At 58.7% G+C, this 13,620-nt stretch carries 14 protein-coding genes; 3 read left to right on the top strand and 11 right to left on the bottom strand.

Annotated features, from left to right (window positions below):
* Positions 1 to 29: 29 nt before the first annotated feature.
* From pheT to ACR0AP_RS10115, 8 genes are all read right to left on the bottom strand, one after another.
* Positions 30 to 2,426 (bottom strand): phenylalanine--tRNA ligase subunit beta, encoded by a 2,397-nt coding sequence (pheT, locus tag ACR0AP_RS10150; protein ID WP_480506654.1) that lies wholly within the window; start codon positions 2,424 to 2,426, stop codon positions 30 to 32.
* Positions 2,427 to 2,504: 78 nt separating this feature from the next.
* Positions 2,505 to 3,311, bottom strand: a complete 807-nt coding sequence (locus ACR0AP_RS10145) for a CE1 family esterase (protein ID WP_480506652.1) — start codon at positions 3,309 to 3,311, stop codon at positions 2,505 to 2,507.
* Between the two features lie 214 nt (positions 3,312 to 3,525).
* On the bottom strand, positions 3,526 to 4,104 hold the full coding sequence (locus ACR0AP_RS10140; protein ID WP_480506651.1) for a hypothetical protein: 579 nt from the start codon (positions 4,102 to 4,104) through the stop codon (positions 3,526 to 3,528).
* Positions 4,105 to 5,178, bottom strand: a complete 1,074-nt coding sequence (pheS, locus tag ACR0AP_RS10135; protein WP_480506650.1) for a phenylalanine--tRNA ligase subunit alpha — start codon at positions 5,176 to 5,178, stop codon at positions 4,105 to 4,107.
* Between the two features lie 71 nt (positions 5,179 to 5,249).
* On the bottom strand, positions 5,250 to 6,620 hold the full coding sequence (locus ACR0AP_RS10130) for a glutamate--cysteine ligase (protein ID WP_267365439.1): 1,371 nt from the start codon (positions 6,618 to 6,620) through the stop codon (positions 5,250 to 5,252).
* A 66-nt stretch (positions 6,621 to 6,686) separates the two neighbouring features.
* Entirely contained in the window at positions 6,687 to 7,214 is a 528-nt protein-coding gene (locus tag ACR0AP_RS10125; protein ID WP_209506653.1) for a hypothetical protein, read from the bottom strand.
* The gene (locus ACR0AP_RS10120; RefSeq protein ID WP_480506648.1) at positions 7,211 to 8,056 is read right to left on the bottom strand and encodes a GNAT family N-acetyltransferase; all 846 of its coding nucleotides are present in this window, start codon (positions 8,054 to 8,056) and stop codon (positions 7,211 to 7,213) included. Before ACR0AP_RS10120 ends, ACR0AP_RS10125 begins: the two co-directional genes overlap by 4 nt.
* On the bottom strand, positions 8,053 to 8,778 hold the full coding sequence (locus ACR0AP_RS10115) for a 16S rRNA (uracil(1498)-N(3))-methyltransferase (protein WP_480506647.1): 726 nt from the start codon (positions 8,776 to 8,778) through the stop codon (positions 8,053 to 8,055). The genes ACR0AP_RS10120 and ACR0AP_RS10115 overlap by 4 nt, the downstream gene beginning before the upstream one ends.
* Positions 8,779 to 8,789: 11 nt before the next feature.
* Between ACR0AP_RS10115 and ubiA the strand changes: the two genes are divergently transcribed.
* From ubiA to ACR0AP_RS10100, 3 genes are all read left to right on the top strand, one after another.
* On the top strand, positions 8,790 to 9,752 hold the full coding sequence (gene ubiA, locus ACR0AP_RS10110; RefSeq protein WP_480506645.1) for a 4-hydroxybenzoate octaprenyltransferase: 963 nt from the start codon (positions 8,790 to 8,792) through the stop codon (positions 9,750 to 9,752).
* A gap of 64 nt (positions 9,753 to 9,816) precedes the next feature.
* Positions 9,817 to 11,736 (top strand): OmpA family protein, encoded by a 1,920-nt coding sequence (locus tag ACR0AP_RS10105; RefSeq protein ID WP_480483002.1) that lies wholly within the window; start codon positions 9,817 to 9,819, stop codon positions 11,734 to 11,736.
* A 1-nt stretch (position 11,737) separates the two neighbouring features.
* Positions 11,738 to 12,058, top strand: a complete 321-nt coding sequence (locus ACR0AP_RS10100) for a hypothetical protein (RefSeq protein ID WP_267365430.1) — start codon at positions 11,738 to 11,740, stop codon at positions 12,056 to 12,058.
* 55 nt (positions 12,059 to 12,113) lie between these two features.
* On the opposite strand, the gene ACR0AP_RS10095 is transcribed toward ACR0AP_RS10100, so the two are convergent.
* The 3 genes from ACR0AP_RS10095 to pgsA are packed head-to-tail and all read right to left on the bottom strand — an operon-like array spanning position 12,114 to position 13,478.
* Positions 12,114 to 12,557, bottom strand: coding sequence for a molybdenum cofactor biosynthesis protein MoaE (locus ACR0AP_RS10095; protein ID WP_480494390.1), 444 nt, complete (start codon positions 12,555 to 12,557; stop codon positions 12,114 to 12,116).
* 3 nt (positions 12,558 to 12,560) lie between these two features.
* On the bottom strand, positions 12,561 to 12,806 hold the full coding sequence (gene moaD / locus ACR0AP_RS10090) for a molybdopterin converting factor subunit 1 (RefSeq protein ID WP_209506660.1): 246 nt from the start codon (positions 12,804 to 12,806) through the stop codon (positions 12,561 to 12,563).
* A 3-nt stretch (positions 12,807 to 12,809) separates the two neighbouring features.
* Complete coding sequence (gene pgsA, locus ACR0AP_RS10085; protein ID WP_480506643.1) at positions 12,810 to 13,478, bottom strand: CDP-diacylglycerol--glycerol-3-phosphate 3-phosphatidyltransferase; 669 nt, start codon at positions 13,476 to 13,478, stop codon at positions 12,810 to 12,812.
* Positions 13,479 to 13,620 lie beyond the last annotated feature (142 nt).

Genomic DNA, 13,620 nt, shown 5'->3' with positions numbered 1-13,620 from the left:
GGCGCGCTTTCCATTGGAGCCTCAGAGCTCTAACCGCGAAGGACCCCACCCGTCGCCTTGGCAACCTTGGCAATGATCTTCTCGGCCACAGCTTCGATGTCTTTTTCCTTCAGAGTCGCCTCGGTCGGTTGCAGGCGCACTGTAATGGCAAGGGACTTTTTGCCTTCGCCAAGGCTGCCGCCGATGAATTCGTCAAAGACACGCACGCCCTCAATCAGTGCCTTGTCAGCGCCTGCGGCTGCGTTTACCAGCGTCAGCGCTTCGACATCGGCATCGACGACAAAAGCAAAATCACGCTCGACCGCCTGCAAGTCGCGCAGTTCCAGCGCAGCGCGGGTGGCACCAGATTTGCGGGGCAAAGGCACTTCGTCCGGCCAGATGGTGAATGCCATTGCCGGACCTTTTATGTCCATGGCCTGCAAAATGCGTGGGTGCAGCTCTCCGAAGACACCCAGTACTTTTTTCGGGCCCAGACAGATTTTGCCATGACGGCCCGGATGCCACCATGGATCGTCATCGCGCAGAATCTGAACCTTTTCGGGTGCGCCAATGGCGGCCAGAACGGCCTCTACATCTGCCTTGGCGTCGAAAACGTCCACTGGGCGCGCAGCACCGTGCACATCCTTGGGGCCCGAACGTCCTACCAGCAGACCGGTGATCTGGGTTTTCTGATCACCCGGCTCGCCATTGTGAAAGACCGGACCGACCTCGAACAGGGCGACATCCGCGAAACCACGCGCCTGATTGCGGGCCGCAGCCTGCAACAGGCCGGGCAACAGATCGGGGCGCATATGGCTCATCTCGGACGAGATCGGGTTTTCCAGCATGGTCGTAGTATCGCCGCCACCGAACAAAGCCGCCGAAGCCTGATCAATGAACGTATAACTGACGCATTCGTTATAACCCAGCGCCGCGCAGGTACGGCGCGCCATGGACTGACGGCGTTGCGCCGGGGTCATCACCGGTTTCGGTATCCCCTCGGTCACGCGCGGCAGCGGCCTGCCTTGCAGCTTTGTCAAGGAAGCAATCCGCGCGACCTCTTCCACCAGATCGGCCTCGCCCAGGATATCCGGGCGCCAGCTGGGGACATGGGCCATCTCGCCTTCCAGACGAAAGCCCAGACGGGTCAGGGTCTGTCGCTGTTCGCTTTCGGGAATATCCATCCCAACCAGAGACTGCACCCTTTCCGCATTCAGCTTGTATGCGCGCGCATGGTTCGGCGCTTTGCCAGCCTCAACCACGTTGGAGGCTTCTCCGCCGCAGATGTCCAGAATCATCTGGGTCGCGTGTTCCAGCCCCTCGCGGGTGTACTCCGGGTCGACACCGCGCTCGAACCGATAGCGCGCGTCGGAATTGATCTTGAGCGCACGGCCTGTGAGCGCAATTTGCACATGATCCCAGAACGCGCTTTCGAGGAAAACGTTTACCGTTTCCTCGGTACATCCGGTTTCCTCACCGCCCATGATGCCCGCAATCGATTCCGGGCCCTTGTCATCCGAAATCACCATCATTCCGGGTTGCAGCGTGTATTCTTTTTCATCCAGTGCGACCAGCGTCTCGCCGCCTTTGGCGCGGTGCACCCGCAGGTTGCCCTGCACCTTGTCGGCGTCGAACACGTGCAACGGGCGGTTGTGATCGTAGGTCATGTAATTGGTGATATCCACCAGCGCCGAGATCGGACGCAGACCTATGGCCTTCAACTGATCCTGCAGCCATTGCGGGCTGGGGCCATTCTTCACGCCACGGATCAAACGGCCGGTGAAATGCGGCGCTCCGTCCAGCGTGTCCTCGTCGATCGTCACCTTGATCGGGCAATCGAAATCACCCGGAACAGGCGTATAATCACGCTGCTTCAACGTGCCAATTCCACGCGCGGCCAGATCGCGCGCAATCCCTTCAACCCCCAACGCATCCGGGCGGTTCGGAGTGATCGCGATTTCGATCATCGGGTCGACTTTGGACGGGTCGCTTTCTGCAAGCCAGTCCACGAATGTATCACCCACTTCGCCCGAAGGCAGTTCGATGATGCCATCATGTTCATCCGACAGCTCCAGCTCACGCTCGGACGCCATCATGCCAAAGCTTTCGACGCCACGGATCTTGCCGACACTGATGGTCAGGTCCAGGCCAGGGATGTACATGCCCGGTTTGCAGACCACGACGGTGATCCCTTCACGCGCATTTGGCGCACCGCAGATGATCTGTAGCTCACCCTCGTCCGTGTCGACCTTGCAAACGCGCAGCTTGTCCGCGTCAGGGTGTTTCTCGGCGTGTTTCACATAGCCCAGTGTAAAACCTGCCAGCCGTTCGGCCGGGTTCACGATCTCTTCGACCTCAAGCCCGAGATCGGTCAGCGCCTCGGCGATTTCATCAACCGAAGCATCAGTGTCGAGGTGGTCTTTCAGCCAGGACAGAGTGAATTTCATTGCACGGGGCCTTTTTTGGCAAACATCCAGTCGGCACAGGCAATGGCAAAGAATGCGCCGGGGTGCAAGCGCTGCGCGTCACGGATAGCTGGGGGTGCGGCCCAAAAGCTCATCCAACTGCCGCCCAATCCAGCCATGCGGGATGAAATGCCCGCCGGGATGCGTGTCCAGCGTCACCTGCCCCTGCGTGCAATCGGTCCATTCCACTCGGCTAAGCGTCAGGAACGGTTCCACACTCCAATCACCCCGCGGGGTCGCTCCGTTGCAATTGTACTTTTCACGCCAAAGCGAGACCGGATGGGTCGTGTCGCCATTTGCGCCATAAGGAAAATCCATCACCGTATCGCTGAGCCCGTGTACATGGCGCGCCTCACGCGGGGCTTCGGGGCAGTTTTCTGTCTGGCGAATGCTGCCCGCAACGGCCAGCAAAGCAGCGACGTCATTGCCCGACTGGCACACATAGCGCCACGCCATCGCACCGCCGAAGGAATAGCCCGAGACATAGATGCGGTTAGGGTCAATCGGATAGCGCTTGGCCACGTCCTCAAGCACCCGGTCGGCAAAAGGCACATCATCCGAGCGTGCGGACCAGAAATCCCAGCTTTTGCCCAAACCGTTCGGGGCAACCAGCAGCACACCCCGACGTTTCGTGGCCCCGGCAATCCGTTCGTGGTTCACCACAACGGTCCCCTGCCGCGCCCAACCATGGAAATGCAGCAGCACGGGCAGAGGTGTTTCACCATCCCAGCCATCAGGTTCAAGAACGTGATACGAGCGGTCACCGAGATCACAGGCAATATCGCCGTGGCATTCGGTTTTCCAGGGACCCATGGCAAAGGCGGGCGCGGTCATCAGCAGGAGAAGGCAGAGCAATCGACGGATCATGCGCCCGACCCTAACGGGGCATTCCGCCCTGTCACTTAACATATCGGTGTGGTCCGAACGCAGGCCGGGCTTCAGCCCGGCACCCACCCACCGCACATGGCGGGCTGAAGCCCGCCCTACGTCAGGTCAAAGCATCAAGCCGCGCTATGGCCAGACCGCATGATGGCGATAGCGCGGCCTATGGGCCTTTGCTCCGCGCACCTATTTTATTCACCTAGAACAGTCCCGCTACGAACTGCACTAGAAAAGCCAGACCAAACAAAATCAGCAACCACAACAAACTGTAAGTAAGGCTCGAGAAGCGTTGCACAGTGAAGAAGTCGACTTCTTTTCCAACGCTCTCCGAACACCTTACCGAGGCAAGATAAGCAGCTCGTTGATTAAGATAGACGCAATCAAGGGTAATCAACTCATCGGCTGCGATGTAGGGTAACTTGATCAGGCACTGTCCATTTTCAATAGCTTCATAACTAACTTTTTGACCCGGATTAATGGAAATATTTCTAGGAAAATGGCTAAGGACTAGACTTACGTCTGTGGCGGGTTTCCTACCCTTGTTTTGAACAAAAAATTGCTCGTTATAAATCTCTAGGAAGTGGTCCTTTTCAGGGGGACCCTCCTGATTTTGGGATAGATTCAGGTTGTGTAGACTGGAGTGGGCGCGACCGAAAACCAGAATTGGCCTCAGGCGAAATGCATAGAAAACTAGCGCGGCGAGCAGCGTAAACGCCAGCGCAACAAACTGCTCGCCCAGCGATGTAATAAACTCCCAAACCGCGCCTACTAGCTCCATTTATCTACTCAAACCACCATGCAGGTTCGGCATATCCAGCGCTGCAAACCCATAGTGGCGCAGCCAGCGCAGGTCGGAATCAAAGAACGCCCGCAGGTCCGGAATACCGTATTTCAGCATCGCCAGACGGTCGATGCCAATCCCGAACGCAAAACCCTGATAGACCTCGGGGTCGATCCCTCCAGCGGCGATCACCTTGGGGTGGACCATGCCGGATCCCAGAATCTCCATCCAGTCGTCGCCCTCGCCGATCTTCAGCTGGCCGTTATCCCAGGAACAGCGGATATCGACCTCGGCCGACGGCTCGGTGAACGGGAAGTGCGAAGCGCGGAAGCGCAGTTCGACATCGTCGACCTCAAAGAACGCTTTCACGAACTCTTCCAGGACCCATTTCAGGTTCGCCATCGAGATGTCCCTGTCGATGGCAAGCCCCTCGACCTGATGGAACATCGGCGTGTGGGTCTGGTCATAGTCGGCGCGGTACACGCCGCCCGGGCAAATCACGCGGATCGGCGCGCCCTGTTTCTCCATCGACCGGATCTGCACCGGAGACGTATGGGTGCGCAGCACGTGCGGCGGGCGGTTATCACCCTCGGCGCGGTGCATATAGAACGTGTCCATCTCGGCCCGTGCGGGGTGGTGACCGGGGATGTTCAGCGCGTCGAAATTGTACCAGTCGTCTTCAACACGCGGCCCTTCGGCCACCGAGAAACCCAGTTCAGCAAAAATCGCGGTCAGCTCCTCGGTCGCCTGACTGACCGGGTGGATCGAGCCCTGACGGCGGGCGCGGGTCGGCAGGGTGACGTCCAGCCATTCGGTGCGCAGGCGCTCATCCAGTGCAGCATCGGCCAGCGCGGCTTTCTTGGCGGACAGCGCCGAGTTGATTTCATCCTTCAGGGCATTCAGCGCCGGGCCTGCGACCTGACGTTCCTCGGGCGTCATCTTGCCCAGCTCGCGCATCTTCAGCGCGACCTCGCCTTTTTTGCCAACAGCCGCGACGCGGATCGCCTCAAGCGCGTTTTCGTCGCCTGCTTCGGCGATTTGGCCCAGATATTTTGCCTTAAGATCGTCCATGACGGCCCTCTGAATTTGGTCGAGAACCTGCTATCGGCCCCGCCCCGCGATTGCAAGCGGGACGGTGCGCATCAATAGCTGTATTCGGGATAAATCCGGGTCAGATCGCCATTCCAGTCGCCATTGTAGTGTTCCAGCAACTCATCTGCCGGAACCTTGCCGGTGTCGATGCTTTCCTTCAACGCGTTCAGGAAATGCGTCTCATCCGGGACCAGCCCACCAGCACCAGGGCGCGCGCGGGCTTTCAGGCCCGCCTCAGAGATCGCCACAACTTCACGCGCCAGATCATGCATGTTGACATTGCCAACCTGCGCCTGAAGCCCGTCTTTGGCCGCCGCAACACGCAGCCCCTCGCGCGTTTCTGCATCCCAACCTTTGACCAGATCCCACGCTGCATCCAGCGCGGTTTGGTCATAGGTCAGCCCGACCCAGAAGGCGGGCAAGGCGCAAAGCCGTCGCCAAGGGCCACCATCCGCGCCACGCATCTCCATGAACTTCTTGATCCGCGCTTCGGGGAAGGCCGTCGTCAGGTGATCGGCCCAATCCGATAGGGTCGGCGTTTCCCCCGGCAATGCAGGCAACTCACCTTTGAGGAAATCGCGAAACGACATGCCCAGCGCGTTGATGTACTGCCCGTCGCGGTAGACGAAATACATCGGCACATCGAGCGCGTATTGGACATAGCGTTCGAATCCAAAGCCATCCTCGAACACGAAGGGCAACATGCCCGTGCGCGCATCGTCCAAATGTCGCCAGATATGGCTGCGCCAGCTTTTCTGGCCGTTCACTTTACCTTCGAAGAACGGAGAATTGGCAAACAGCGCCGTCGCTACGGGCTGCAATGCCAGCGCCACGCGCAGTTTCTGTACCATGTCGGCCTCGGACCCGAAGTCGATATTGACCTGAACGGTACACGTCCGCCGCATCATGGCGCGGCCCATGGTGCCAACTTTTTCCATATAATCGTTCATCAGCCGATACCGCCCCTTGGGCATCAGCGGCATCTGGTCATGCGTCCAGATCGGCGCCGCGCCCAGACCGATGAATCCCACACCGATCTCATCGGCGATATCCTTCACCTCGCGCAGGTGAGTATTCACCTCATCGCAGGTTTCATGGATCGTCTCCAGAGGGGCCCCCGACAGCTCCAGCGCGCCACCCGGTTCAAGGCTGACATTTGCGCCGTCCTTTTCCAGACCGATCAGATGACCGGATTCACGGACCTCTCCCCAGCCGTGGCGATCCCGCAACCCCTCCAACACGGCGACAATGGATCGCTTTCCTTCAAAAGGCAGAGGTTTCAGCGTGTCCTTGCAATAGCCGAATTTCTCATGCTCGGTGCCGATGCGCCAATCTTGTTTGGGTTTGCAACCCGATTCCAGATATTCGGCCAGTTGTTCATGGCGTTCGATCGGACCGCCGCCGGACTGAGGGATGGACATGAACCGTGCTCCGATCCTGCTGTGTCTGTTTTGAAGGTCAAGTCGTGGTCGCAAATGGCGTCAGTGTCAATGCAACGGCAAATGCGCCGGACGCGACGGTGTGCGTTCCCAGATAACGACCGGATGCCGCGATTTGCCGTTGAGTTCCGACAGCATTTGCTCGGTTTTGAGGCCCGGCAGGTTTGAGAACACGTCGAACAACGCCTCGGCTCCTTCTGCATTCACAGGAATGTGAAGCGTTGGCTGGCCCGGCTGATCCAGAACCCAATGTGCGGGGTCGGAGGTCGGGTCAAGGGCCAAACGCTCAATTTCGCGGGACGCGACGATGCCGCCATCCAAGGGGCCAAGATAAGTGATCTGACCTTCATCAATCGTCACGACACCTTGCCCGCCCACACCTGTTCTGAAGCGCGCGCGCTGTATGCCGATCACGGCCAAAGCCGCTGACACGACAATCAGAAACCAGCCTATCCAGGCCAACAGTCCGCCCGGCCCGCTGATCCAGCTCAGACCAAGGATCAGGACAAAAGCTGCGACCAGAACCTCGCGCCAACGCCAAAGCGCCAGTTTTGCTTCAGGTCGGATGAAACTCATGAGAGAACCCTTTGCGGTTCCTGAAGCAAAGCGACCTTGTACCAACCCACCTGTTGGAACCCAATCGCCTCATAGGCACGGGCGGCAGGTGCGTTGTTCGCAAACAGGATCGCTGCCGCCGCGCCCTCGGATTTTGCTTTCTGCATCAATGCGGTCGTGACCCGTCGACCCAAGCCACGATTTCTGTTTTTACGTGGAACAAAAACACCACCGACCTGAATTTGGTCGTGAACCCTGGCATTTACAGACGCCATGGCAACCGGCGCGTCGCCTTCCATCAGGACAATCGCCCTACCTGCGGTCAATTCCGCCTCGACGCGCTCTGCCGCCAGCTCACGCGCCTCTTCGCCTGCGGCCTGTCCAGTATCTTCGAAGTAATCCGCGAACCAAGTGTGCAGTCTTGACCGATCCTCGGCGCGCAAAGCGCGATAAGGAACAGGTGCCTCAGTCAGACCTCGCAGGTCACGTCGATAAAGCGGTTCATCGTGATTCAACCGGTACTTCGCCTGCCCCAATCCCAGAGCGCCCAACGTCAGCTCGACCTGAGGTGCATCTCCCGTCATACCCAAAACGGTTTCGCCTTCGATCATCCGCGCGAAACACTCGGCAGCTTCGGTTTCGGCGTTGGGCAATTGAACCATCAGATAGCCCTTCTTGCTGAGCCCGAAGACACCCCGGACCTGATCCTCACCCCAGATGAAGTAGCGGCTGGAATATTCATTCGCATTCAACCCCACCCCGTGGGCCGCCAAATTGCTGCGCAAAAACATTGAACTGTCAGGGTAGCGGGACAGAAACCTCTCTAGCGCCGGGGCATCCGATTGAACCGCCTCGCGAATCACGACCAATCTCCCAATGCCTGCTGCCACATGGTCAATGCGGCCACCGCCGCTGTATCGGCCCGCAGAATACGCGGGCCCAGACTGACCACATGCGCATAGGGTAAAGTCGACAGCCGTGCACGCTCAGCGTTGGAAAACCCGCCTTCCGGGCCGATGAGAATCGCCCAGGGGCGCCCTTTTTCATTCGCTGCCAGCCGCAGGGCCGAGCCGACCTCGGCTTCGTTGCAGAACATCAACTGCCGCCCTTCAGGCCAGGTCTTCAGCACACGGTCCAGCCGCTGAAGGTCTGCCACCTCGGGCACGTAGGTTCCACCGCATTGTTCAGCTGCTTCGATTGCATGAGCCTGAAGCCGGTCCTGCCGGATACGGTCTGCGTTGGTGAATTCGGTCTGAACTGGCAGGATGCGAGCCGCGCCCATTTCAGCTGCTTTTTCAACAATGAAATCGGTGCGCGCCTTTTTGATCGGCGCAAACAGGAACCACAGATCGGGGGGCAGCTGCAAAGGTTTGGTCTGCCTGACACAGGTCAGAGCGCCACCGCGTTTTCCGGACTCGGCCACCTCGGCCAGCCACTCTCCATCTTTGCCGTTAAACAGCGCCACTGCTCCGCCAACCGGCAGTCGCATGACGCCAAACAGATAGTGCGCCTGATCGCGCGTCAAAGGAACCGATTGCCCCTGCCCCAAGGGCTGCTCTACATACAGTCTGATTTTCGCATTCATGAGACCTACATATGCAAGGCAATGCCCCAACACCAGATGGTCAAGTCGCCGATGCCGTCACCGGCAACTGGGTCGACACCCATGCCCCAGCCTTTGCCCGACCGTATCTGCGCCTCAGCCGCGCAGACCGGCCCATCGGCACATGGCTGTTGCTGCTTCCATGTTGGTGGGGGCTGGCGCTGGCCATCCTGCATGACGGTCAACCGCGTTGGGAAGATCTGTGGATTGCCCTAGGCTGCGCATTCGGAGCTTTTTTGATGCGAGGTGCCGGTTGCACGTGGAATGACATTACAGACCGGGAATTCGACGCACAGGTTGAACGCACACGCTCGCGCCCGATACCGTCGGGGCAAGTCAGTGTCCGGCAAGCTGCGGCCTGGATGATACTGCAAAGCCTTCTGGCGCTTGGCATTCTTCTCAGCTTCAATCAGGCGGCGATTGCCATGGGTGTGTTATCTTTACTGCCGGTGACCGTTTATCCGTTTGCCAAGCGGTTTACGTGGTGGCCTCAGGTTTTTCTGGGGCTGGCCTTCAACTGGGGCGCATTACTGGCTTGGACGGCGCATAGCGGGTCGCTCGGCTGGCCTGCTGTCACGCTGTACCTGTCCGGCATCGCCTGGACCCTGTTCTATGACACGATCTATGCACATCAGGATACCGAGGATGATGAACTGGTCGGCATCAAATCCACCGCGCGCCTGTTTGGCACCGACACGGCGAAATGGCTGAAGTATTTTCTGGTCGCAACAGTATCGCTGATGGGGCTGGCCATTATTGATGCCGGGGTGCCTGACGCGTCAATTCTGGCGTTGGGGGTCGCGCTTTGCGGCCCCTGGGCCATGGGCTGGCACATGATGTGGCAATTGCGCGGGCTTGATACCGAAGACAACGCCAAGCTGCTGCTGCTGTTTCGGGCCAACCGCGATACCGGCTTTATTCCGCTGATCTTCCTTTGCGTCGCCTTGTTGCTCTGATTGCACCCGCTGAACGGGGCCTGTAAAGATCGGCGCAAACGCCTGAGGAGTGCCAAACCCAAACATGCGTCTGCCGTATTTTATCGCTGTTTCCCTGATCTTTCTTGTATCAGCTGGCCTGTCACTTCTGGCGGCCAGCTATGCTGTTACCGAGATCGAAGAATCATCGGAACTCGCTGTACGGCGCTCGCTGGACCTGAAAGGACACGATTGGGCCGAGGTCGAAGCCGATGGTTTGCGGGTGGTCCTGACCGGTACAGCGCCAGATGAAGCGACCCGCTTTAACGCTCTGACCGCCGCGGGAACCGAAGTTGATACATCCCGCGTAATCGACGAAATGGAGGTTATCGCAACTTCCGCCCTCGCAGCACCGCGCTTTTCGGTAGAAATCCTGCGAAATGACAGTGGAATTTCGGTGATAGGTCTGATCCCGGCCAGTGAGAACAGGGACAAGCTGATCCAACGGCTTGGCAATCTGGACAGATCTGTTGCCATTTCGGACCTGATGGAAACAGCAGATTACCCAAAGCCCAAAGGGTGGGATGCCGCAATATCTTACGCGTTGGAGGCCCTGACCCACCTGCCCCGCGCCAAAATTTCCGCCAGCCCGGATCTGGTCAGGATCACGGCAATTGCCAACAGTCAGCAAGAAAAACAAAAACTGGAACGCGACCTGACGCGTACGGCACCGCCCAGCCTGCGGGTTGGGCTGGCAATTTCAGCACCTCGCCCGGTCGTCACTCCATTTACTTTGCGTTACCTGATCGACGAAGAAGGCGGGCATTTTGACGCCTGCTCGGCGCAGGATGAGAAGGCACGTGACCGAATCGTGGCCGCCGCGAAAAACGCCGGGTTAACGGGGCCTTATTCCTGCACCATCGCCTTGGGCGAACCATCGCCACGCTGGCCAGAAGCAGCCGAGAAAAGCATTCAGGCGCTGTTCCGGATAGGCCAGGGTTCGGTCACCATGTCAGACGCGGACATTACCCTGATCGCAGCGGAGGGAACCGATCCTGCGTTGTTCGACCGGGTTGTGGGCGAGCTTGAAACCGAGCTGCCTGCGGTCTTCGCCTTGCACGCCGTATTGCCCGAGCCTGAGACAACGAACCCAAATGGCCCGGTCGAGTTCTCGGCCACCCGCAGCCCTGAGGGGCTGGTGCAATTGCGCGGACGGCTGGGTGATGAAACTCTGCGCGACATGGTCGACAGCTACGCGCGCGCGGCCTTTGGATCCGATCAGGTATATACTGCCACCCGCATCGTTTCGGATCTCCCGACGGACTGGCCTGTACGTGTTCTGGCCGGTCTGGAGGCTTTGGGTCAGCTCCACAACGGCGTATTGACCGTAACACCCGATACGGTCGAACTGATCGGCCTCAGCCACGAAGAAGACGCCAAGGCCCGCATCGCAGGTCAATTGTCCGACAAGTTGGGCGAGGGGCAGGAATACACCCTGACCATCACCTATCAGCCCCCACCGGAACCCGAGGACGCCCTGCCCGACCCGGAAGTCTGCGAGGCCCAAATTGCTGAAATTCAGGCCACCAGCAAAATCGCCTTTGAGCCCGGATCGGCCACGATTGCATCAGACTCGCGCGATGTGGTGAACCAGATTGCGGATATCCTGCGCGACTGCGGTCCGATCCGTATGGAGATTCAGGGCCACACAGACAGTCAGGGCCGTGAAGAGATGAACCAACAACTCAGCCAGGCGCGGGCGCAATCCATTCTGAACGAGCTGCGCGGGCGGCGCATTCCTACCAGCAGCTACACCGCCGTGGGGTATGGGGAAACGCAACCCATCGCTGACAACGACACCGAAGAGGGTCGGGAAGAAAACCGCCGGATCGAGTTCCGTCTGATCCGCCCTGAGCCTGTTGAGGGTAGAGAAACAGGCCTTGAAGCGCTTGAGGCCGAGGCTGCGACTTCCGCAGAGGACCAAACCGACACGACCGCACCAGATGCGGATGCAGGGGACCAGTAAGTTGAACAGAACAGAATTCGTCATTGTAACTGCCATTATCCTGTTCGCCGCCTTCTGCATGGGCTGGTTTGCCAACTGGTTGGCGCACCGCCTGTCCCGAGTAAGTCAAAGCGACGTTGCCGATCTGGATCGGATGAGTCAGGAGTTGCACGAGGCCGAGGAAACCCGCGATCAGGCCATCACCTATTTGCAGCAACGTGAGGCCGAATTGACAAACCAGCTAACCCAGACAGAGGCCGAGCTGGCAGCTGCTATGGATGGCCTGCGGGCCGCGCGTCAGGAGGCCGAAGAACTGCGCGGACGGATCAACAACGCGGATTAAGTATACGACCTTGCGCCACCGCCCAAGTTTGCAAGAATAAACGGTCGCTAAATCACTACCACCGGGTCAGCGCGTCTTCGTCTTCGTCTTTGGCTGCGACCCATTCCGCACCAGAGTGGGTGATTTCCTTCTTCCAGAAAGGTGCGCGAGACTTCAGATAATCCATCAGATATTCCGCTGCCTCAAACGCATCTTTACGATGCGGCGCAGCGGTCGCCACCATCATGATCCTGTCTCCCGGGGCCAGTCGGCCATGACGATGGATCACCAGCACGTCACCCAATGACCACCGCTCCTTGGCTTCCTGGGCAATCTTGGTCAGCGCCCGTTCCGTCATACCCGGATAGTGTTCAATCTCCATCACATCCAGATCACCGCTTGCCAGGTCGCGCACAACGCCAGTGAAGGTGACAATGGCTCCGTTGGCATCATCCCCGGCGGCAAAAGCATTGGCCTCGGCGCCCAGATCGAATGCTTCCTGCTGAACAGCGATCCGCATCGCTCAACCGCCCGTCATTGGTGGAAAAAACGCCACTTCCCGAACGCCCGACAGCGAGGCGTCAAAATCCGACAACTCCTGATCCAGTGCAACGCGCAGGGCGGACAAATCGGCAAATGCCGCGGCATAGCGTTCTTCCCGAGCGCTCAACTCGGCCACCAGATCATTGACAGTGACTGCCTGCGTCTCGACCTTTTCCTTTGGCAAACCGATACGTTCGCGTACCCATGCAAAATACAGCACATCCATCCCTCAGATCTCCTTCAGATGTGGCATGGCTTTACGTAGGTAATCATAGCCGGTGATCAATGTCAGCGCCGCCGCAATCCACAGCAACCACAGCCCGACTTGACCCGACCAGAACATGCCGTTGATGTGCCAGCGCAGGTGGTTCACGTCTTCAACCTTCCCCACGATGATCTGTTCCACCAGCTCGGCATCCATACCGAAACTTGCCATCACGGCATAGTGTTCAAAGATACCCTGCGAGAACAGTACCGCGATGGCGATCATCTGCGCTGTTGTTTTCCACTTGGCCAGCTTTGTAACCTTCAGCGTCCCCGCCACATCGCCCAGATATTCGCGCAGGCCCGAGACAAAAACCTCGCGGAACAAGATCACGGTGGCCGGTAGCACCAGCCATGGCGTCCAGTGTTCGGTCGAATAGCCAACCAGAATCATCAGTGCGATCACCACCATTGCCTTGTCGGCAATCGGGTCCAGCATCGCGCCCATCTTGGTTTCCTGTTTCCACGCACGGGCCAGATAGCCATCGAACCAATCGGTGATCGCCGCCGAAAGGAACAGGATCAAAGCGAACCAGTCCGCATAGGGCCGGGTGAAGTACAAAAACATAACGGCCAGACCGGGCGCAGCCAGCAGGCGTAGAACCGTCAGGATATTGGGCAAATTCCACTTCATGGCTTGGACCCTATATCGACGGTTCAAGACAGAAAAGACAAACCGGTAAAAAACTACATCACTCACAACAGCTTGGTCAAAGCGCCGCAGGTCCGACGCTTTGCGCCTCGTGCACTTGGCGTTTCACGTCTTTGCGGTCAGA

This window comes from Ruegeria sp. AF7 (assembly GCF_056541885.1).
Note: the sequence above shows the minus strand (reverse complement) of the source record. Positions and strands in the feature narration are given on the sequence as shown.

What these genes read in the sequence shown, in the direction of transcription:
- pheT (WP_480506654.1), bottom strand. Translation starts at nt 2,426, where the DNA reads ATGAAATTCACTCTGTCCTGGCTGAAAGACCACCTCGACACTGATGCT.
- ACR0AP_RS10145 (WP_480506652.1), bottom strand. Translation starts at nt 3,311, where the DNA reads ATGATCCGTCGATTGCTCTGCCTTCTCCTGCTGATGACCGCGCCCGCC.
- ACR0AP_RS10140 (WP_480506651.1), bottom strand. Translation starts at nt 4,104, where the DNA reads ATGGAGCTAGTAGGCGCGGTTTGGGAGTTTATTACATCGCTGGGCGAG.
- pheS (WP_480506650.1), bottom strand. Translation starts at nt 5,178, where the DNA reads ATGGACGATCTTAAGGCAAAATATCTGGGCCAAATCGCCGAAGCAGGC.
- ACR0AP_RS10130 (WP_267365439.1), bottom strand. Translation starts at nt 6,620, where the DNA reads ATGTCCATCCCTCAGTCCGGCGGCGGTCCGATCGAACGCCATGAACAA.
- ACR0AP_RS10125 (WP_209506653.1), bottom strand. Translation starts at nt 7,214, where the DNA reads ATGAGTTTCATCCGACCTGAAGCAAAACTGGCGCTTTGGCGTTGGCGC.
- ACR0AP_RS10115 (WP_480506647.1), bottom strand. Translation starts at nt 8,778, where the DNA reads ATGAATGCGAAAATCAGACTGTATGTAGAGCAGCCCTTGGGGCAGGGG.
- ubiA (WP_480506645.1), top strand. Translation starts at nt 8,790, where the DNA reads ATGCAAGGCAATGCCCCAACACCAGATGGTCAAGTCGCCGATGCCGTC.
- ACR0AP_RS10105 (WP_480483002.1), top strand. Translation starts at nt 9,817, where the DNA reads ATGCGTCTGCCGTATTTTATCGCTGTTTCCCTGATCTTTCTTGTATCA.
- ACR0AP_RS10095 (WP_480494390.1), bottom strand. Translation starts at nt 12,557, where the DNA reads ATGCGGATCGCTGTTCAGCAGGAAGCATTCGATCTGGGCGCCGAGGCC.
- moaD (WP_209506660.1), bottom strand. Translation starts at nt 12,806, where the DNA reads ATGGATGTGCTGTATTTTGCATGGGTACGCGAACGTATCGGTTTGCCA.
- pgsA (WP_480506643.1), bottom strand. Translation starts at nt 13,478, where the DNA reads ATGAAGTGGAATTTGCCCAATATCCTGACGGTTCTACGCCTGCTGGCT.